The following is a 20,518-nucleotide window of genomic DNA, read 5'->3' on the forward strand; positions in this document are numbered from 1 at the left end:
CGCAGCAATATACCTACATATAACTGGTCGCTTTTTCTGCTTTGATAACTTTTAAGGCCGTTTCATCGCGGTAGATGGCAGCCTCTTCCAGTAAACACTCTTTCAAGCACATATAAAACGGTTCAAGTAATTGAGCACTGCGCAGCATCCAGCTCGACATCGTTTGATAAATTAATAAAATGCCAATATCACTAAACATCGTTTCTTGGCGGTATAACGGTAAGCCAAAATGGTATTTATACGAAATAATTTGGCTGAGTTAGCTGGGCGTCGCAATACTTTTTGGTATAGGAGTTGCTGGCATTAAGGCGGTCTTTACTACACTTTCAATGCCATTATGCTCACATCAATGTCATTAACTTAAGCTTAATTTATTCATTTACAATAAGTTACCTAGTTGATAACTTATCTATGAATTAAAAATAGAGGGAAATCACCAATGCGCTGTTCAGTATTTAATTCAAATAGTACAAAAACCAACCAATAAAATTCATTCACCTGAATTTTTAGAAAATCACCGTAAAAAACCTACAGATTTCACTCGAAATCGTACGCCAACTTTTACTCGTTTAATGAGTTTTATGTTGAATGCGCTTAATGGTTCAATTCAAGCCGAACTCGTTCGGTTTTTCAATGTTATCGATGATAACTACTTTTCAACAAAATCAGTCAGCACCGCTGCTTTTTGTAAAGCCAGAATGAAACTCTCCCATCAAGCATTTATTGAGTTAAACGATGATCTAGTTCAAACGTTCTATGACATTGCAACCATTGATAAATGGCAAGGCCATAGACTGTTAGCGGTTAATGGCTCGTTCACATGCTGCTATGCCTCATGTTCGTCTTTCTCAACTTTATGATGTTAAGAATAATATGACCCTAGATTTACAGATAGAAAGCCATTCAACAGGAGAGCGTGAAATGGCGCTAAAGCATTTAAATAAGACCCAAACCGCTGACTTAGTCGTTTATGACAGAGGTTATCCTGCCGTTTGGTTTTATAAATATCATAAGTTAAAAAATGTTGATTTCTGCATGTGTATTGTTAAAAGCTCTAATGTTGTTAACGCCTTTTTAGCAAGTGGGAAATATAGTAATATCATTGATTTTCCTTGTATCGAGAAGTCTCCTCAATGATGTAGAAAAGATAAAATATCGACTGGATCACTACGTTTAAGATTAGTGCGAGTTGACCTACCAGGTGAGCCAGAATTTTTGGTATCATCATTAACAGATCTACAAACTTATCCTACAGCTCTTTTTGCTGATTTATATTTCCAGCGCTGGGGTGTTGAAGAAGATTACAAAGTATTGAAAAGTAGCCTCAATATTGAAAATTACTCTAGTGTTTCTGTTGAAGGTGTTTTACAAGACCTACACGCGAAGCTATTAACTAAAAACCTTGCAGCTTCTGCGATCCATGATGCAAAAAGAAAAATAAAGAAGCTTAAAAACAATAGAGTTTATGAATATAAAATCAATTTCACCTTTGCGATAAATCAGCTAAAGGATTTTGTTGATCATCAATGAGGGTTTGCCATTGTTCTTGGCTACTGGTAATTCCTATGTTTATCTCCTAATTAAGTGTGTAAATAACATACCAGAGATCAAGCGCTAACAGCAGATACCGTTAACTATACGCTTACTAACAATTAAATGAAATATGAGGTCAACTATTCCTAACAATACCATTTACTTTATCATTTGGTGCCAAGTAATATTAATTTATGTTATGCTAAATTTTACAAAGTGTTGATTTTTCTTATTTATGCCGCTCATCTTATTATTTTAATGCCTAGTTTATTCAAATATAAATAACTAGGCATATTTATGAACCCCTAATAAATCCTGCGCATTCAACAGCCTATACCATACTAAAACCTATCACGGTTAAAGTATGCTTGATTAAGGTTATGGTAAAGCGCTGGCTCTGTGGCAAACCCTGTTTTAATAGTATTCCCCGTATTTTTATCCGTCAAAGAGGTTTTTACACTGTAATTCCATTGTTCAATGCCTTTTATTTGGAAGCCATATCTTGGGTTCATCGACTTTCCAAAATTTAGTGGAATAGAAAAACCAATAGCGAAAAAGTCTTCTTCTTCACCACCATCTATTTCATCAAACTTAGTTCGATTGTATTGTACGTTAATTTGTGCGTTACCAAACCAATGTGATGACTTTAACGTAAACCCTTTATCACCTTTCCAATATTCCCCTGCAGTTACTTCTAGGTCCCAATTAAGAGGTCTGTAACGAAAACGATACTTAACTAACTTAGGTTGGTGAATTACTTGTGCACGGTTTCCAATCTGCTTATCCTCAAAGTCACCTATTAGAAGGCCAAAACGATGATTACCATTATCAGTTACATAACGTGTTTCATTAAGTAAACCATCCGCATTGCCATATATTCGACCAAACGAAAACTGTGTAAATATATTTAATGGTAAAGAAAATGTTTGATGTATTAAACGTCGGTCAATACCTTTAATTATACTAAACTGCCTATTAATATATTGCTCACCTTCAAAATCATCTGAGTGCAATAATGTTTTACTCATGTAACGTATATCAACTACTGCACCAGGCCAAATAGATATTTGAGGGTTTATGCTCGCAACAACTTGATAATCAAAAGCGCCATATTCGGTACCTACTAATGATGATATAGCAGGTGCTAGGGTTATTCTCGGTGTAAAATAAGCGCTAGAGGCATTGTTAACTAACCATTTATTATTTCTGGATAATAAATCCAATAAATAATTTTCTGAACCATCCTTTTCCTTTGGTTGTATATCGAGTACTGCGTTTTTTGTGGGTTCTATATTTACGGTTTTTACCACTAAACCATAATTTAGCAAGTTAAGTTCGGTATTAACCGGTAATTTCTGACTTATTAAACGCGCCATAACATTAATGGCGTCATCTTCATTACGGTTGTATAAATTATTTTCAAACTCAACAATCAAACCATTATCATATTGATTTAAGCCAATACTTACCGATTCAAACCCATAATCAGTTACATATTTCGCAAAATTTTCGATGCTCTGAAGGTTAACTTTATTATAGTTAATTTCAGTAGCTTCGGCATAACTTTTACGGCTCAATTCTTGTTCAGAAGATTCTGTTAACAAGTTTTCGCTAATAACCAATTCAGGGGCTATGGCTGAGGAAGGGTTTCTCTTTTGTCTTTGATTCGTATGCATACTTACGAGTTTCGTTGCATTATTAGCAACGGTTTGTGAACTTGGGCTAGGCGTGGTTGTACCTAAGGGAATACTTAGATCAAAACTAAACCAATTACTCTTTTCGTTGTGCTCACTCTCGCTAGAATAAAGCTGGGCGCCGGCCGAAACTCTCCAACCTGTTGGTAACCATTCTTTAGGTACAAAGAGTTTAACGCCAACGTTCACTGCGTTAGCATCATATTCAGCGGCAACTTGCATTAACTCAAAGGGTTGATATTCAATAGAGCCAAAACCTCCATTCATAAAGTTAAGCGCATTGTCAGAACTCGAATAACCAAGACTAATTCTAATGTTGCCTAAATCATTTAAACTTATGTTTTTTGAAGCAACACCATAATAAGCTTCTGATAAAACTATAGAACCACCAACATCTTGTCCACCTATAGCTAAATCAAACCAGCTTTTAGGAACAAAAGGTATTTGATATTTGAACGAGCCTGATAGATCACGAAAGGTAAAACGACAATACTGTTCAGTATATGAATTACAAGTCCACTTTTGTGTAGCTAAACGACCAACAACCTCAAGCCCAGGTAATAAACCTAAACCGAACTTTAAATCAGTTGCAATCTCAAAACCATTTTTTGCATTTTCAACATTACCTTGATTGTAGTAATTATCGCTATAACTAAAGTCAAAATTACCATAATTAATAACACTGGAGTTAGGAGTATTAAATACTCCAGTAAAAGCCTGCATAGAAAATGTATTTGTTACTTTGTTGTTTTCAACAAGGTCATCAGCATAAGTATCTAAGCATGCAATTGTTATCACAAAACAGAGTAAAACTTTTTTCATTATTATAAAGTCCTTAATTACCTTGTGCATAACACTCATAGGTAAACATAAGCCATCGTCACAATCTTTAATGACATTTTATCTAATACGCATTCTTATCAATGAAACCTTTAAATATAGTTGCTACAATTATTTTAATATCAAAAATAAGCGACCAATTTTGGATGTAATCAAGATCAAACTCGACACGTTTCTCCATTTTTTCTAAAGTATCTGTTTCACCACGCCAGCCATTAACTTGTGCCCAACCAGTAATTCCAGGTTTAACCTTATGCCTAAGCATATAACCGTTTATAATTGTTCTATATTCCTCATTATGCGTTACTGCATGAGGACGAGGGCCCACTATCGACATTCGCCCTTGTAGCACATTAAAAAATTGCGGTAACTCATCTAATGAGGTTGAACGAATAAACCTCCCAATTGAGGTTAAACGAATATCATTCTTTTTAGCCTGAGTAACTTTTTTACCATCTTCCATTACAGTCATAGAACGAAATTTCCATACTTTTATTGCTGTTCCGTCTACTCCATAGCGATTTTGTTTAAAAAGAATAGGACCAGGCGAGGACAATTTCACAGCAATACTAATACAAATAAGTACAGGTGTGATTAAAAGTAAAATTATACTTGATAATACAACATCTTCGACTCGCTTAATTATCTTATTACTACCATCTAGGGGGGAATCGTAAATACTAATAGTAGGAATACCGGCAACAACATCACTTCTGGCATGTAAAAGTTCAAACATAAAAACATCTGGGACTAAATAAACCGAAGCAGTAGAATCTGCGAGTTCTTTCATTAGCCATTTTATTCGTTTTTCAGCGCGCATAGGTAATGTAATATAAACTCGGTCAGTTAACCCATTTTTACAATCCTTAACCAATTGCTCCAAGTCACCATCTATTGATACGGCGTCACTTTTTCCAACTCGGTTGCTATCATCATAATAACCTTTAAAAACCAAACCTAAAGCCTGATTTGATGTGACTTTACTAACCAACTTTTGACCAAGCTGTCCTGCACCAGCAATAACAAAAGAACGAGTATTAAATCCGTTACTACGCAAAGTCGATAAGAGTAGCCTTAATACGATACGATAAGTAATTAGTAATAGTAAAGTCGTAACAAACCACATTAGCATTAGTGGTGTATCTATTGGATACTGTGGTGTTAGAAAAGTCGCACATATAAAAATAATACCTGCTGAAATGAACAAATGCACTGTAACTTTTTTCATTTCTTTAAAAGGTGAGAGACCTCGCCATGAGATGTATAAATCACCAAAGCCACTCGAAAAGTTGAATAATGTTACGGCTATGGCAGCCATTGCGCTTTGTTGTAAGCTCCAGTCTAATTTAAAATAATTCATCACAAAATATAAACTAATTATGATGAAGAACATATCAAACACTCGCTGTATTAATGAAACAACAGTTTGATTACTTTGTAAAATCCCTTGTACATTATGTTTCATTATTTTCTCTAGGTTGACAATTTTGGTTGGTGTAAATAAAATCTTATCAGTTAAATTTATTTGTAAGCGGTAAAACTTTGTCGTTCACTACTTACTTGAAGTTAAGTTTCTCTTTGAACAGTAAATAGGCGAATTTAGAATTAGTAATTAAGTACCTCTTCCACATACGTCCTGGTTCTTGAATAACACGGTACAGCCATTCTAGACCATAATTTTGCATCCAGACCGGCGCTCGCTTAACTTTGCCTGCAACAACATCAAATGTTCCTCCAACTCCCATTACAAAATCAACACCTAACTTATCTTGCCATTTATTGATAAAATTCTCCTTTTTAGGAGATGTAATTGCAACAAATAATAATTTTGCACCAGATTCGCGTATTTTATTCACCACGGCTTCCTCATCATCCCAAAAGTAACCATGATGAATCCCAGCAATTTTTAAATTAGGATAAAGAGCCTCTACATTTTTAGCTGTTTTCTCAACAATCTCTTGATCAGCACCTAATAAAAACACAGGGAAATCACGCTTTGCACTCATTTCTAGTAAATTATGAAATAGATCTACTCCTGCGACACGTTCAGGAATATAGTGACCACAGAATCGTGCACCTAAAACAACCCCCATCCCATCAATATTTATCAAATCACAAGCTTTAACCGACTCACGCAATACTGTATCGTTCTGCATATGAACTAATTTAGCAACATTCACCACTACATGTTGCAAAAACACCTTACTAATTAGTTTAGTCTCGATGTACTTTACGGTATCAACCATGGTGCCCGAGTCCATTGGTGCACCTAAAAATTTAATGCGTTTCACTTAATTAGCCTTACTTCGTTCAAATTCAGCTAGTTTAACCTGTTTAGCTGTAAAATTATTGTAATATGCAAAAGAATAATAAACCCATGACTGAGTCCAGCGTATGTAGTTTATTTTATTGGTGAAGTGCTTCTGTTTCTGGTAAACAAAATTTCCGCTTGCAGGAAGATACATGCTTGTAATAGATTTATTAATTATTTTATCAACCAGCAGTAAACACTCTGATGTTCCTCCAACACGCAGCAACGTAAAAATTGCCTGTGATACACAATGCATATCAAGAGGGTATTTATTATTACTGTAATATTTTGCAGTGCCATCGTCGTCAAATAAATGCAACTTGTAAAAAGCTAGTCCTTTATCAATTGCAGAATCAAACTCTTTTGTCTGCAATGCTTTACGAAGAACATCAAGCGCTTCAAGATTATAACCTGTGTGAAAACCATCAATAAATTGATGGTGATGCCGAGAACCATAAACCCATGAACCATCACTACCTTGTTCTTTAATAGATTGATGAGCAACGGTTAAAGCTATTTCTTTGTATTTTTCATTATCAGTTATGTTAGCCACGAAGCCGACCCATGCCGCCCCCCATAAACTGGCGTTGTGTACAAAAGCTGTTTCTCCTGGAATATAAGCAAAAAATTCACGCCCGTCATGCTGGCAATGCAAAGTATTCACAATAAAGTGCGCAGCATCTAAAGCAGGTTCACGATATTTTTCATTTCTCGTAACTTGACTTAAAGCATATAGGGCTTGAGCTACATATATTGTAGTAATAATATTTGGCTTACCTTTTGGCACAAAGAAAGCACGAGCATTCCAGTCGAAGTGATAGCCCCAGCAAGCATGCTTCCATTGACTTTTATCGCTTTGCTCAGCAAGCAACCAATCAGCTAATGAAACTGCTTCATTTAAATATCCAGTGTCTTTTGTACGTTGATAATCTTCTAACAACCCCAAAATAAACAGACCAATACCTTTAGGATTCCGACCCATTGGTATACCCAAACTTGACCTTAAATTGATAATAGAACGTTTATTTACTTGAGTCCAAACAAGCCCAACGAGTCCCTTTTTTAGTTTTGGAAACCAAGAAAAAAATCGACTATTTAAACCGTCAAATGGATCTTGTCCTGCAAAATCATTCTTTTGTGCACTGCTCAAAATTTTTTCAGTAATTTTTTTTAAAGAACGACTCATTTCGGCTTACTCAATAATTCTTGATAAATAGCTTCCAATTGTGGAACGATCACCTCAGGGCAAAAATTTAGCTGGTACTTTTCTTTTGCTGAAGCTGAAAGTTTACATCTCTTATCTGAGTCTTCTAACATTGTTATTAAGGCCTCTGCTAGGGAGTCAACATCACCGGCATCAATTAACAGCCCGTCAATTTGATCGGTTATTGCATCCGGAATTCCACCCGCCTTTGACGCTACCACAGCGACACCAGCAGACATTGCTTCCAATATCCCCATAGGAAAACCTTCGTTATAACTTGGTAAACAATAAATGGTAGCATCAGCTAAACATTGATTTTTTGTTTCTCCTGAAACCCAACCAAGAAAAGTTACTTGGTTCACTAAGCCTAAGGAAGATACTTGTGTTTGGTATTTCGTTAAATCACCATCACCGCCAAGTTGCAATTGAGAATTGGGAAATTTACTGGCGACTTTTGCAAAGGCATTAATGAGATCTTCTACTCCTTTACGTTGCCCTAATCTCCCTAAAAAGAGAATATTTTCTTGCTGTAATTTTTTGCAAGGTAATACGACTTCAGGTACAGCGTTATAAACAACACAAACTTTATATTTTTCTTCAACTATTGTTCTGACCCAATCACGCCATTGAGTAGAAAGCACAATAATCTTATCTGAAAGATTGAATGAATTCCGTATGTTTTTCTGCTTCGAATAGGAGCATTCATCAGAGTAAAATTCTTTAAATTCAGCACCATGTAAATGAATAATGATCTTATTTCGAAATAAACTAGCAAGTCGAATTATCACCGATTTTCTAGCATAGCTCCCACGCGAAGCCATGTGAATATGTACAACCTGTACATTACAAATAACATTCAGATATAAAAAATTAATACAAACACCAGAAAACTTTATAAACGCTCCTAGTTTTGATTTATAACTAACATGCGTTGATAGATATGTAACTCTATTGTCCCTAAAGAAACCGTCCTTGATAAGGCCATTAACTACGGTTGCAATACCGCCATTTCCATCAGGTGCTGTACCTAACATTATATTTAACTTTTTCCGCATTATAATCCATTTGCTCTTATAACAGATTTAAACTTTCCCGCCTTAGTACGCGGTATGGATAAAACAGAGTGACACTCTATGTGAATTGTTGATCCCAGTCTTAATTGTAAATTCAGTAAAATACTTTCAGATACAATGTGTGAGTTAATTCCTTCTTCACAAACATATTTAACCAGTATTTTTTGGTAACTAGTTTGTTCAATTTGGCACGCAAACAATCCTTCTATATCTTTAAATGCAACATCTAAGCGGCCAACTTTTCGGCCATCTGTCAACAGTATGTAATCATCATCACGGCCAATTATTTGCGTCACATACGGTGAGTTATTTCCACATTCACATACTTTCGACGACTCATAGCCTTTTACATAATCACCAGTATCATAGCGCTCAATTGGCATTGCACTATTATAATAATTTGTTCCAACTATCTTTAAACCATCCTCATCTTTTTCAAATTCAACTTTAGAATAATCAACCCTGACATGATAATTACCTAGTGAACAAGACTGCAGTACTGCCACTCTTTCGGCTTGTCCATAATGATCAAACACATGACCAAAAACTTGTTCTACTAATTTTTTATCCTCAGGAGAGAAAGTTTCGCTACTAGTAAAAACCCCCTTAAAATCCCAATCTAACGACCATCCAATCTTAATTGCTTCGCGTGCTATTAGTGTAATAGAGCTTGGATAAGCCATGATCATATCAGGCTTAAATTCTTGTAATTTATCTAAGTAGAAAGGAATAGACTCCGGAGATAAATGAAATGATGACATGACCAAACGTCGTGTGAATGGTTTAACAATCCAATAAGGAGAAGTAAGATCATTCACATCCTTAATCATATCCCCCCGAATCACCGCAATATTTGAAGAAAGTGGTACGCCATTTTTATGTGTGTACGTTTTAAAAATATACTCTTCCAGTAATATCGAAACAAACGACCTGTACACTGTTAAAGGGCTGTTAGTAGTTCCACTGGTAAAGCCTTTCAAATATAACCCCTTCGGTTGACTTCTTTGTTTAAGTTCTTCTTTAGTTGTAAAAACCGTTTTTATGGAACTGTTAGTTATATTTTTCTTTGTAAAAAAAAACGGAAAAATTTTAATATAAACAAAATTTATAACGATATTATCTTTTATTACAAACCACAAAAAATCTTTTATCACAAATCACCCTATTTAATTTTAACGGCAGGTATACCAGCCCAAACTTCGTTATCACCTGTACTCTGGGTTAATACAGAGTTAGCTCCTACAATAGTACCATTACCTACAACTAATGACGTAGCCGTTACTATTTTGGCTCCAGCACATAAAATAGCGCCATCTTTAATAACAACGCCTTTGAAATTCTCACTGGGTAAGCAATTCCAAATATCAGATCTACCAATTGTAACTTGTTGGTATATTGATACATTATCGCCAATAATTGTTGATGGATGTAAAACAACACCAAGTCCACCATGAGGTAACCTGACCCCACTTCCCCGCTGCACACTTTTAGGAATATCACAACCTAAACAACGTAATAATCGGGAGGATAGGCCTTTGAGAAAACAAAGGTTAACTAAAAAACACGCTATTCTATGAATCATGTCGCTATTCCTGCAATCTAACAGTCCAAAAAGATAATAAAGTACACTGTAGGGATTTTTTTTTGAAAAATCATCTAACGCACAATTTGTAATATTTATATATAAATTAGTAAATTAGGGCTTAAATTCTAATCAGTAAAGCTGTAGTTGATATAATCAGACTAAAAACAAACATTATCTTAATAAGATCGCTAAACATAATTGTATTTTTTATATATTGTCTTTGCTTTGCAAAAATAATACATAGCCCTAAATATAAACATATTGGAGTTATAATTATTGTCCCTCCCCTTAAAGCCCACAATGCATTTAGATATATGATTATGTAGAATAAAATACTTGACAGTTTTTTATCAAACCGGGACTTGTTATAGAAATATTGAAGTACAAATCCTTTTGCAAAGGCTAATACAACCAAAGAGCTATACCCAAAATCAACAAAGTAAGCAAATGGTATGCCTAATGATTGGGCAGTAGTACTATTGGTAAACTCTTTTCTAATTAACTCCGCTCCATGGTCTGTATAACCAGGTATAAAGATAGAAATATATGAACCAAACGCATAACCACCATTCAACATTTTATCGCCTAATGTCTCCGCAACACTTTGTCCAAATATAATAGCAGTTGTCAAATCGGCATGAAGTACATATAAAGGTAACAAGAATAAATTAACATTTGAAAGTAAGTTATCAGCGCCGAACCTCAATATAGCGCCGACACCTATCAATACATACAGAGAAATAAAAGTAAAAACACCTAGTAAAAAAACTTTTGGTAAACTTACTTTTTTTGCAAAAAAAGATATAATTAAACAACTTAAAACTAAATTTAAAATCTCTTGTCGCTGCAACAACATTAGATTTGCAGTAAAACCTACGAGAACAAACGCTAAATAGATATTTTTCTTGTTTTTTAAATACAACAAAAAAATAACAGCAGATAAAGGGGCTAACAATCTAGAAGGATAATCTTCAAAGCCACCTAATGTTAAGTTATATCTGCTCGATGGATCACCCAACAAAGGTATGTCACCGATGTTTACAAACTTTGCAAACTGAAACACACAGGCAACAAAGAACATAAATAAAACTGTATTTTCTTTTAAATCGAAAGATATTTCACTATTACTATTATACAGGTTTCTGTTAAAGATATTCCCACAAAAAACACCTAAAATTATGAAAAATATATAACAGATAAAGATGGTATAATTAAAATTTCCACTCCAGTCATATTTTGATGTCCAATTCATCGGATTATCCAGCGTAGACAATAACATTATCAAAAAGGTAATGATTAAAATCGAAATTGGTGAAATAAGGCTATAACCATTTATTTTCATTTACTAATCGATCTCGCAGGGACACCAGCACATACTTCACCAATTTCAACATCCTTAATTACCACAGCCCCTGCTCCAATAACAGCATTGTTGCCAATAGTTATTTTCCCTATCACAATAGCACCTGCACCAATGTAAACATCATCACCTATGACAGGGACGCCGTTTTGATTTGAACGCCCCCCTATAGTTACAGATTGCGATATAGTGACATTCTCACCGATTATTGCATTTTTATGCACAACCACAGCGATTCCCCCATAAGCAAAAAATGTACCCTTACCTATTTGTGTACTAGGATCAACAGCACAGTTAAAAAAAAGTCTGATTAAAGCCTTAAAAAAGGTTGCCGCAAATGGTACATGATGACGATGTAACCAATTCCCAATTCGGTATAAATTAGTTACTGACATAGTAATTCTCCCACCATTTTCTTAGCCAAAGTAAAGCGATATATATTACAAAATAAAAATATTATTGTTAGAGCTAAAAATGAAAATTGACTGCCAACAAGTACAATCGAAACTAAACCACAGAAGTATATCACTGCAATCTTAATTGTAATTACTAACAATTTATGGCTACTCTCGTTAACCATTAGTAAATTGAAATATACTAATGTTTTATTTCCAAAAAAAGTTGCTGTAAGGATCAAGCACATTGAAACGATTTCGATTGGATAAATTTTTCCAGTTAAATAAAGCGACAAAATAAAAGCTATTAATATATTTAGCCCTAAGGTGATCCAATTAAACAAAGAAATTTGACAATGCATTCCTTGGGACATTTTTAATAACGCCAATCTGTCATGACCAAGTTTAGCTAATTGAGGTAGTTGACTTAAAGAAATAGCTCTAGGTATTAATAATGACACTGCAGTTACCGCAATAAAAAGCGATATTAACCCTGCAAACTCAGCATCAACTAAGTACTGGGCTGTTGGAATTATGCTTAACACTAAACCACCACTTAAAAAGTTATTAAAACCAAATTCAATACCTTTCCTCTCAGGTAGTTTTAGGCGAATACAAGCACCACTAAATCGATTAATTAAGTATATAGCAACTAATGAGCTTATAATAAATGGTATTGAAATTGATAAAATAGGATTTTGGGTGCCCAAAATTAACGCCAATGTAAATACGAGAATAAGTAAATCTAATACAATTAATTTAAAGTAATCCTTCAAGGACAACAGATAATGACGAGGGAATTGGTAGAGCGACCAAGCTATACTAAGTGCTATAAATTCAACAGTCATCTCTAAGGAAAAAAAATAGTAACCCACTAATAATATAACCGGTAGTAGTCCACAATAAACAATCATCCCCATTGAAAATAAAGAATTGAACTCTTCTACCAACGCCTTTCTAACGTTCAATTTGGGTAACCGAACTAAAATAAGCGAAGACCAACCTATTGCAGTAAAGAAAGCTAGTATTTGGGCCATTGAGAAAAGTGAAGCTGTTTGCCCTAGCACAATTGCCCCCAAGAGTATTTCAATTAATAAAAATACAATAACTTTATAGGCCCCAGGCATGCCTGTAGCAATAACAACATTCAATTTTTCAAAATTTATTAAAGCTTTCACCATATCCCTTTAGTGTCAACTATATAATCGGCAGTTACAGATAGTGATTTAAACTCTGTATGGTCTACGAGCAAAACATGTACATCAGCAGAATTAATAGCACCATCTAAAGAAAGGAGTTCAATATTTTCTAATTGATAAGGTAATTGATTAATATTTGGTTCAACTGCGATTACAGTTCCGGCATGAAAATTAGCAATATGTTTCGTTATTTCAAGTGCGGGGCTTTCACGCAAATCATCAATATTTGGCTTAAATGCTAAGCCATAACAAGCAACAGTAACTTCTTTTACGGTTTTATTTGGATTCGCTTGTAAAAAATCTGCAATAGCCAATTTGACTTTATTGATTACCCATTCAGGTTTTGCATCATTTACTTTACGAGCAGTATGGATAAGCTGGGCTTGCTCGGGTGTTTTTGAAACAATAAACCAAGGATCTACAGCGATACAATGTCCGCCAACACCCGGTCCAGGTTGTAAAATATTAATACGTGGGTGGCGATTTGCTAAAGAGATAAGCTCCCAAACATCAATATCTAGTTTGTCACAAATAATTGATAATTCATTTGCAAAGGCAATTTGTACATCACGGCAAGAGTTTTCGGTAAGTTTTGCCATTTCAGCGGTACGTGCGTTGGTGGTAACACACTCACCCTTAACAAACGCTTTGTATAGCTCAATTGCGCGTTCTGAACACTTCGCAGTCATTCCACCAATTACACGATCGTTATCCACTAACTCACGAACAACATGACCAGGAAGAACTCGTTCAGGGCAATGAGCAACATTAACATCTGCCGTTTCCCCTGCTTGTTGTGGAAAGCTCAAGTCACTCCTTGCTTCAGCAAGCCACTCAGCCATCTGCTCTGTAGCGCCTACAGGAGAAGTAGATTCAAGGATGACTAAGTCACCTTTCTTTAACACAACGGCTATCGCCTTAGCGGCAGATTTTATGTATGTTAAATCAGGTTCAGGTATTTCAGTGCCGCTTTCTTTAGATTTAGAAGCTTTAAATGGTGTTGGTACAGCAATTAAAAAAGCATCCGCTGGCTCAGGGGTTGTTACCGCTTTTAAAAAGCCCTCTGTTACCGCTGCGTGAACTAACATATCTAAATCAGGCTCTACTATGTGTATTTGTCCACGGTTAATGGTATCAACTGCATGCTGATTTACATCAACACCGATAACTTTAATTTTACGTGATGCGAACATAGCTGCTGTAGGTAAGCCTATGTAACCTAAACCTATGACTGATATTGTATTGAACGACACTTGATTTCCCTTCAGGTAATTATATTTTACCATTTATGTGTAATGAGTTATTTATTACGGTGTTCTATTTAAAATATTATAATTAATAATATTACTCGTATTCTTCTTAGATGGATTATTTGCCTTGAGCTAAAATATCGCAAACCCTTTGACATGCATTACCATCGCCATAAGGGTTATGGGCAAAGCTCATTTTATCGTATGCTGCACTATCAGTGAGTAATATGTTCAATTCTGCGGTGATCTTCTCGACATCGGTACCCACTAATTTAACTGTTCCTGAAGCAACTGCCTCTGGACGTTCGGTGGTATTACGCATAACTAATACCGGCTTACCCAAACTTGGCGCTTCTTCTTGAATTCCACCCGAGTCTGTTAAGATAATATGCGATTGATTCATAAGGTAGACAAAAGGTAAATATTGCTGTGGTTCAATTAAATACACATTGTCTACATCTTTTAAAATACGCTTTACTGGCTCTTGAACGTTAGGGTTCAAATGAACTGGGTATAGAATTTGACAATCAGGGTGAGCTTTAGCTGTTATGGCGAGCGCTTCACAAATACGCTCAAAACCACCACCAAAACTTTCACGGCGATGACCCGTTACTAATATTAGTTTTTTACTTTTATCAAGCATTGGAAATTGTGAAGCTAAGGTATCACTTAAGTCATGGTCATTTTCAATTTGTTGTTTTACGTGGAGTAAAGCGTCTATAACCGTATTTCCTGTCACATGAATACTACTTGCGTCGTAATTTTCATTTAACAAATTTTGTTGCGATGTTGCTGTTGGGGCAAAATGATACTTAGTTAAAGCGCCTGTTAATTTACGATTGCCCTCTTCAGGCCAAGGAGAATATATATCGCCCGTTCTCAGGCCCGCTTCAACATGTCCAACAGCAATTTGTTCGTAATATGCTGCGAGCGTCGCGGCAAAAGTAGTAGCAGTGTCGCCATGTACTAAAACCACATCGGGTTTGAATTCTTTTAACACTGGCGTTAATTCAAGTATTATACGACTTGTAACTTCGGGTAAGGTTTGCCCTGCTTTCATGAGGTTCAAATCGTAATCAGGTGTAATTTTAAACAAGTCTAATACTTGGTCTAACATTTCTCGATGCTGCGCAGTAACACATACTTTGGCATCGAAACGATTGTCACTTGCAAGTGCATGTACGAGGGGTGCCATTTTAATCGCTTCAGGGCGTGTACCAAATACAGATAAAACTTTTACTTTATTTTTCATTATTAAACTTATTTATTGAAGCTTCAGTACTAGACCAAAGTATTTTATGTTCTTTATTTAGATTCTTATTGAGTCACACTTTGAATAAGAATCTAAATAAAATAAGTACAGATCTAAATAAAATAAGTACAGATCTAAATTTAGGATAACTCTCAGAATAGTTAATGTTGCATTAACTGAAAGTCTCATATATTCCAAGCTATACTATTTACCGTTAATTATTTGGTTATTTATTTGATTTATATTCGTAGTTGTAGTGACCGTAATACCCGTAGGCATTACTTGCTTTTTTAACTACGCCATTAAATACGACACCTTTAACATCAATTCCGTTCTGTTCAAACCGTTGACGTGCGTAATCTATTTCTTTAATACCGTTTTGACCATAACGTGTGATCAGTAACATGGTACCTGCGTGTCCGCCGACAATGGCAGGGTCAGTTACCGCTAGAATAGGAGGGGTATCAATAATAATGATGTCGTATATGGCTTTTATTTCTGTAATTAAGTTACTGAAATTTTCATGCATAAGTAATTCTGAAGGATTTGGCGGTACTTGACCACGAGTAATTATGCTTAAACCTTCAACATTCGTAGACTTTGTAACTTGTTCAAGTGTTTGTTGCCCTGATAAATAATCAGATAAACCATTTTCCCACGGTAAGCCAAATTGTTTTTGTAAATAGCCCTTGCGCATATCTGCATCTACTACTAAAACCTTTTGACCACTTTGAGCAAGTATAGCGCCTAAATTTGCTGAAATAAAAGACTTACCTACACCTGGTGAAGGTCCAGAAATAGCGATAACATTATTCTTAGCTTCCATCATGGCAAAATGTAAACTGGTTCGTAAACTGCGTAATGCTTCTATTGATAGATCTGCAGGGTTTTCTATTGCGAGTACATTTTTGTTTTTAAGAACTTTGTTCTTTTTACTTCTACTTGAGCCTTTAGTTAAGCCTGTAAGCTGATCTTGATTCGTTGAAAACGGCACACTCGCATAAACAGGAAGACCTATAGCTTCAATCTCAGTAGGGTCTTCAACACCTTTATTTAGTGCTTTTTGAATTAATACAATAACTATGGCAAGAAACCCACCCAATAAGGTTGCAACAATCGCCATTAATGCTTTTTTAGGCTTGACTGGTTCAGTGCGATCTACTTCCGCACGGTCTACTAGACGCACGTTACCAACAGTGCCTGCACGCACAATGTCTAACTCTTGGGTTTTAGCCAATAGCAACATGTAAATTTCGTTACCCACTTCAACGTCACGCATCAAGCTCAACAAAGCTTGTTGAGTCTCAGGCAAAGCCTTAACCTTTGAACTGAGCTTACTTTTTTGATCGTTAATTGATTTAATTTGACTGAGTATCGCTTGATAATTAGGATGTTGTCGTTTGAATTTAAGTGAGACTTGTAATCTTTTCAACTCTAACTCTTGTAATGTTGATTCAAGCTCAACAATTTGTTCAAGTACCCCTTGAGTTTCTAGGGTAATATTGACTGATTCTTGGGCCTTTTGAAAATCATTAAAACGTGTTTCAGCTTGTTCGAGGTCTTTTTTTATCTGAGGTAGTTGAATTCTTAAAAAATCGAGTGACTTTTTTGCTTCAACAGAGTTTCTCTCAACATTTTGGCGCACGTAAAAGTCGGCGATATAATTTAACACCACTTCAGCATGACCCGGATCTTGATGTTGGTAACTTAGATTAATAATACCTGATTTTTTGCCTTTTTCTGATGCGCCGATTGCTCTTTGTAACTTTAATATTGTACTTAAACGGTGGTTTTTGGTTAAAGTAAATCGTGTTCCTGGGCGCGCATTCAGTGTACGTACAGTTATTTTGTAAAGACTATTACTTATTTCCGCGCCGACTTTTCCTGAAATAACCTGTTCGCCATCCTCAGTAAATAACATAAAGCTTTGTTGTTTACCTGCTACTAGCTCAAACTCTTGACCAATCAGAGATGAAGGCACTTCAAAGCTAAATAGATCAAGTTTTTCACCACCCCAGGCATAACTACTGGCACCAAACATTGGTTCAGCTAATTCATTCACGCTTTTGGGCGTAAACTTACGATAAAAATAACCACCAATTAATGGGAGGAATTTAGGTTCTATAATCGTGTCTAGTTTTAAAGTGTCGGTTGCCTGACCCAATACTGTACGTGATTTTAGTAATTCAATTTCAGTTATGGCTTCAGAAGTTCCTTCAAACATACTAGCCATATCATCAAGCCCAGGCACAGACGGACTGCTCTCTTCAACTTGGATCATTGCCGTTGCTTGATAGACTGAGGGTGAAAGCACAGCAATGGCTACACCAACCACCGAAAACATTGCCGTTACGGTTGCGATAAACCATTTTCGATCTAATAAATTACCAAATAAAGCCAGTAAGTCGATTTCATTACCTTTGGTTTCTTGGTTTGCGTTGGTTTGAATTTTTGGTTGCATACTCATACTACAGAGTGTCCTTTATAAATATTTAGTCCAGGCGACACAGGCCTGTTCAATTAACTGATACACATGTTCGAAGGCTTCTTGACTCTTGCGATATGGATCGGGAATTTCTTTATCACCAATCCACTTTCCGAGAAGAAAAGCTTTACCTCGTGCTTCTGGGTATTGAGAATGTAAATCCATAAGATGTCGTTCTTCCATCACCAAAATCAAACTGTGTTGAGCAATTAATTTTGACGATAGTTGCTGCCCAAGATGTGGGGTTAAATCAACACCATTTTGACGGGCAATTTCCAGTGCCGTTGCCTCTGCTGGTTTGTCGACTAAAGCGGTGAGTCCTGCCGAAGCAACTTTAATTAACTTGCCATTGAGTTTATCTTTCAAGATATACTCGGCGGTTGGGCTGCGGCAAATATTACCCGCACAAACCACTAAAATAGAGTTAAACATAGCCATTAAAAGATAGTACCTTGATTCTTAATGGTTGAAATACTCTCAAGGGCCTCTACTGTAGGAACAAGCTGACTTATTAAACGATTCCAACGTGCAATAGGTGCAGTAGTTACATATACAATATCACGAGGTTCCAACTTGAACTGGTCTGCTAACACGAATGCCACTACATTTTGAGCATATAATTGATAAACATCAGCGATAACACCATCTTCGTTGTCTTGGCGTTTACGTAAAACGAAAACACCATTAGCATTTGCTGTTTTTTCATTTAAGCCACCGACATCGCTTAAGGCCTCTGCAAGGCTTAAACCGTAGCGGTTTATTTCGATACTTCCCGCTTTAGCGACGTCTCCTAATACAAATACTTTTTGATTATCTGTTCGGTTAACATGAATGATGTCTCCATGTTTTAGTAAACGATTTTGAGAGATATCGCCTCTTGTATAAAAATCATCTATCCTAATAATTTCAGTTTTATTATCTCGAGTAAAATTAACAGTACGCCAGTCAGCTCTTTGACTTAAACCGCCCGCTTGATTTAATGCGTCAATTAAGGTTAGAGGTATTTCACTTATGGGTAAGATACTGGGATTTTTTACTTCTCCGGTTACGTAGGCTCTCTGGCTTTTAAAACCAACTACTTTTAAATCTAATTGTGGTTTTTCGATGACCTGACTAAGCTTTTTAACTAGTACCGCATGTAACTCTCTGATGGTTTTACCGGCAGCAGGTACATTGGCAGCATAGGCGTAGGTAATAGTGCCATCAGCTTGAATTCTAAAACCGTCAAATTCAGCAGTACGTTGCACTGCTGCAGGAATAGTTAATTCAGGATGGTCCCAAACACCAATAGATAGCACATCACCAATACCGAGTACATAATCATAATCATCGGTAAGAATAGGAGTGTATTTTTTAGCTTGAGTGTACGCTTGCTGACTATCTTTTAATTGCGAGATAAGTGCAGAGTCAATAATTGATATGTTTACATTGGATAAGTCTTGCTCAAGTGTTGACCTTTCAAGCTCTATATCAACGCCTTCAATATGACTACCAGGGATCATACTACAACCACTCAAGACCAATAATGATAATGAGACAACTAGTTTTTTAGAGTATTTTAACATTGTGTAAGTCTATTCAATCCTTCGCTAAGTGAGTCAACTGCCGTGTTGTTTTGAAATTTTTGATGTTTATTGTAAAAACATCTTAACAATGCGTACAGTTCTCTCTTTATTATTATGGCCATCTTAATGCCGGAATAGTCAGCAGACAAATATAATTGCATGCTTTCTTCTTGACGATATATACATCTCAATATGTGAATTTATAAGGCCAAGATAGTTAAAGCTGTATTGCGCAGAATAATACGCAAGTTATTAACTATTGTCTAGTCAGAAAAGAGGAAAGTGTGGGAGTAACAGAGTTCTGTCCTTATGGTACTGGATTTATGTCAATTTCTGGTTTGGGCACGTTGTCTGTTTGTCGTTATGTTGATGGCTTCATGCTGAGTTTATTACAGTATCTTGTTTAGGTGTATTGCCCTTTTTTCGTCATGCTGAATTTATTTCAGTATCTGGGCTTTGTTGAGTAAATACAGGTCCTGAAACGAGTTCAGGATGACGGTATTGGTGGCTGGCTGATAGTGTTGATGTCTGTTGACGGTGGTTCTGTCTGGCTGACTGTGTAGATACGTATAGCTACCTTGCCCTTTTGTCGTCATGCTGAATTTATTTCAGTATCTGGGATTGTTGAGTAAGTACAGATCCTGAAACGAGTTCAGGATGACGGTGGTGTGGGTTTGGCTGACGGTATTAGTGGCTGGCTGATCGTGCTGGTGTCAGGTGACGGTGGTTCTGTCTGTTTGACGGGGTACATACTTAGAGTTACGTTGCCCTT

The 20,518-nt window shown here is 36.0% G+C and carries 19 protein-coding genes; 3 read left to right on the forward strand and 16 right to left on the reverse strand.

The features are described from left to right. Nucleotides 1–13 precede the first annotated feature (13 nt). The gene (locus H4J66_RS20020; RefSeq protein ID WP_259369160.1) at nt 14–199 is read right to left on the reverse strand and encodes an IS66 family transposase; all 186 of its coding nucleotides are present in this window, start codon (nt 197–199) and stop codon (nt 14–16) included. A 382-nt stretch (nt 200–581) separates the two neighbouring features. Here H4J66_RS20020 and H4J66_RS20500 point away from each other — a divergent pair, with 382 nt between their 5' ends. The 3 genes from H4J66_RS20500 (at nt 582) to H4J66_RS20510 (ending at nt 1,530) form a co-directional block, all read left to right on the forward strand. Beyond that, the gene (locus tag H4J66_RS20500) at nt 582–860 is read left to right on the forward strand and encodes a hypothetical protein (RefSeq protein ID WP_259369161.1); all 279 of its coding nucleotides are present in this window, start codon (nt 582–584) and stop codon (nt 858–860) included. Further along, a complete protein-coding gene (locus H4J66_RS20505) occupies nt 808–1,137 on the forward strand; it encodes a hypothetical protein (RefSeq protein ID WP_259369162.1) in 330 nt (109 codons plus the stop codon). The genes H4J66_RS20500 and H4J66_RS20505 overlap by 53 nt, the downstream gene beginning before the upstream one ends. 78 nt (nt 1,138–1,215) lie before the next feature. Then, nucleotides 1,216–1,530, forward strand: a complete 315-nt coding sequence (locus H4J66_RS20510) for a transposase (RefSeq protein WP_259369163.1) — start codon at nt 1,216–1,218, stop codon at nt 1,528–1,530. Between the two features lie 344 nt (nt 1,531–1,874). Here the strand turns inward: H4J66_RS20510 and H4J66_RS16630 are convergent, their stop codons facing one another. The 15 genes from H4J66_RS16630 to H4J66_RS16700 form a co-directional block, all read right to left on the reverse strand. Continuing rightward, entirely contained in the window at nt 1,875–4,049 is a 2,175-nt protein-coding gene (locus H4J66_RS16630; protein WP_182176081.1) for a YjbH domain-containing protein, read from the reverse strand. 82 nt (nt 4,050–4,131) lie between these two features. Further along, nucleotides 4,132–5,532 (reverse strand): undecaprenyl-phosphate glucose phosphotransferase, encoded by a 1,401-nt coding sequence (locus tag H4J66_RS16635; RefSeq protein WP_182176082.1) that lies wholly within the window; start codon nt 5,530–5,532, stop codon nt 4,132–4,134. A 91-nt stretch (nt 5,533–5,623) separates the two neighbouring features. Next, nucleotides 5,624–6,358, reverse strand: coding sequence for a WecB/TagA/CpsF family glycosyltransferase (locus tag H4J66_RS16640; RefSeq protein ID WP_182176083.1), 735 nt, complete (start codon nt 6,356–6,358; stop codon nt 5,624–5,626). After that, nucleotides 6,359–7,564, reverse strand: a complete 1,206-nt coding sequence (locus H4J66_RS16645; protein WP_182176084.1) for an aspartate-semialdehyde dehydrogenase — start codon at nt 7,562–7,564, stop codon at nt 6,359–6,361. Continuing rightward, a complete protein-coding gene (locus H4J66_RS16650) occupies nt 7,561–8,616 on the reverse strand; it encodes a glycosyltransferase family 4 protein (protein ID WP_220463336.1) in 1,056 nt (351 codons plus the stop codon). Before H4J66_RS16650 ends, H4J66_RS16645 begins: the two co-directional genes overlap by 4 nt. A gap of 20 nt (nt 8,617–8,636) precedes the next feature. Further along, nucleotides 8,637–9,809 carry a phenylacetate--CoA ligase family protein gene (locus tag H4J66_RS16655; protein ID WP_182176086.1) on the reverse strand — a complete coding sequence of 391 codons (1,173 nt, stop codon included), beginning with the start codon at nt 9,807–9,809 and terminating at the stop codon, nt 8,637–8,639. An 8-nt stretch (nt 9,810–9,817) separates the two neighbouring features. After that, a complete protein-coding gene (locus tag H4J66_RS16660; RefSeq protein WP_182176087.1) occupies nt 9,818–10,237 on the reverse strand; it encodes a serine O-acetyltransferase in 420 nt (139 codons plus the stop codon). 121 nt (nt 10,238–10,358) lie between these two features. Then, nucleotides 10,359–11,582 carry an oligosaccharide repeat unit polymerase gene (locus H4J66_RS16665; RefSeq protein ID WP_182176088.1) on the reverse strand — a complete coding sequence of 408 codons (1,224 nt, stop codon included), beginning with the start codon at nt 11,580–11,582 and terminating at the stop codon, nt 10,359–10,361. Further along, nucleotides 11,579–11,995, reverse strand: coding sequence for a serine O-acetyltransferase (locus tag H4J66_RS16670; protein ID WP_182176089.1), 417 nt, complete (start codon nt 11,993–11,995; stop codon nt 11,579–11,581). The genes H4J66_RS16665 and H4J66_RS16670 overlap by 4 nt, the downstream gene beginning before the upstream one ends. Beyond that, complete coding sequence (locus H4J66_RS16675) at nt 11,986–13,173, reverse strand: hypothetical protein (RefSeq protein ID WP_182176090.1); 1,188 nt, start codon at nt 13,171–13,173, stop codon at nt 11,986–11,988. The genes H4J66_RS16670 and H4J66_RS16675 overlap by 10 nt, the downstream gene beginning before the upstream one ends. Further along, the gene (wecC, locus tag H4J66_RS16680) at nt 13,170–14,447 is read right to left on the reverse strand and encodes a UDP-N-acetyl-D-mannosamine dehydrogenase (RefSeq protein WP_182176091.1); all 1,278 of its coding nucleotides are present in this window, start codon (nt 14,445–14,447) and stop codon (nt 13,170–13,172) included. Before wecC ends, H4J66_RS16675 begins: the two co-directional genes overlap by 4 nt. A 115-nt stretch (nt 14,448–14,562) precedes the next feature. Then, nucleotides 14,563–15,696, reverse strand: a complete 1,134-nt coding sequence (gene wecB, locus H4J66_RS16685; protein WP_182176092.1) for a non-hydrolyzing UDP-N-acetylglucosamine 2-epimerase — start codon at nt 15,694–15,696, stop codon at nt 14,563–14,565. Between the two features lie 226 nt (nt 15,697–15,922). Further along, nucleotides 15,923–18,163 carry a polysaccharide biosynthesis tyrosine autokinase gene (locus tag H4J66_RS16690; protein ID WP_182176093.1) on the reverse strand — a complete coding sequence of 747 codons (2,241 nt, stop codon included), beginning with the start codon at nt 18,161–18,163 and terminating at the stop codon, nt 15,923–15,925. A gap of 15 nt (nt 18,164–18,178) precedes the next feature. After that, a complete protein-coding gene (locus tag H4J66_RS16695) occupies nt 18,179–18,613 on the reverse strand; it encodes a low molecular weight protein-tyrosine-phosphatase (RefSeq protein ID WP_182176515.1) in 435 nt (144 codons plus the stop codon). Nucleotides 18,614–18,618: 5 nt separating this feature from the next. Then, nucleotides 18,619–19,746, reverse strand: a complete 1,128-nt coding sequence (locus H4J66_RS16700; protein ID WP_182176094.1) for a polysaccharide export protein — start codon at nt 19,744–19,746, stop codon at nt 18,619–18,621. Nucleotides 19,747–20,518 lie beyond the last annotated feature (772 nt).

The organism is Colwellia sp. MB3u-55, assembly GCF_014076785.1.
Taxonomy (GTDB): Bacteria; Pseudomonadota; Gammaproteobacteria; order Enterobacterales; family Alteromonadaceae; genus Colwellia_A.

Bases quoted from the DNA above. Each gene is read 5' to 3' on its own strand.
- H4J66_RS16660 (WP_182176087.1), bottom strand. From the start codon at position 10,237: ATGATTCATAGAATAGCGTGTTTTTTAGTTAACCTTTGTTTTCTCAAA.
- H4J66_RS16690 (WP_182176093.1), bottom strand. From the start codon at position 18,163: ATGAGTATGCAACCAAAAATTCAAACCAACGCAAACCAAGAAACCAAA.
- H4J66_RS16670 (WP_182176089.1), bottom strand. From the start codon at position 11,995: ATGTCAGTAACTAATTTATACCGAATTGGGAATTGGTTACATCGTCAT.
- H4J66_RS16645 (WP_182176084.1), bottom strand. From the start codon at position 7,564: ATGAGTCGTTCTTTAAAAAAAATTACTGAAAAAATTTTGAGCAGTGCA.
- H4J66_RS20505 (WP_259369162.1), top strand. From the start codon at position 808: ATGGCTCGTTCACATGCTGCTATGCCTCATGTTCGTCTTTCTCAACTT.
- H4J66_RS20500 (WP_259369161.1), top strand. From the start codon at position 582: ATGTTGAATGCGCTTAATGGTTCAATTCAAGCCGAACTCGTTCGGTTT.
- H4J66_RS16635 (WP_182176082.1), bottom strand. From the start codon at position 5,532: ATGAAACATAATGTACAAGGGATTTTACAAAGTAATCAAACTGTTGTT.
- H4J66_RS16630 (WP_182176081.1), bottom strand. From the start codon at position 4,049: ATGAAAAAAGTTTTACTCTGTTTTGTGATAACAATTGCATGCTTAGAT.
- H4J66_RS16700 (WP_182176094.1), bottom strand. From the start codon at position 19,746: ATGTTAAAATACTCTAAAAAACTAGTTGTCTCATTATCATTATTGGTC.
- H4J66_RS16695 (WP_182176515.1), bottom strand. From the start codon at position 18,613: ATGTTTAACTCTATTTTAGTGGTTTGTGCGGGTAATATTTGCCGCAGC.
- H4J66_RS16665 (WP_182176088.1), bottom strand. From the start codon at position 11,582: ATGAAAATAAATGGTTATAGCCTTATTTCACCAATTTCGATTTTAATC.
- H4J66_RS16650 (WP_220463336.1), bottom strand. From the start codon at position 8,616: ATGTTAGGTACAGCACCTGATGGAAATGGCGGTATTGCAACCGTAGTT.
- wecB (WP_182176092.1), bottom strand. From the start codon at position 15,696: ATGAAAAATAAAGTAAAAGTTTTATCTGTATTTGGTACACGCCCTGAA.
- H4J66_RS20020 (WP_259369160.1), bottom strand. From the start codon at position 199: ATGTTTAGTGATATTGGCATTTTATTAATTTATCAAACGATGTCGAGC.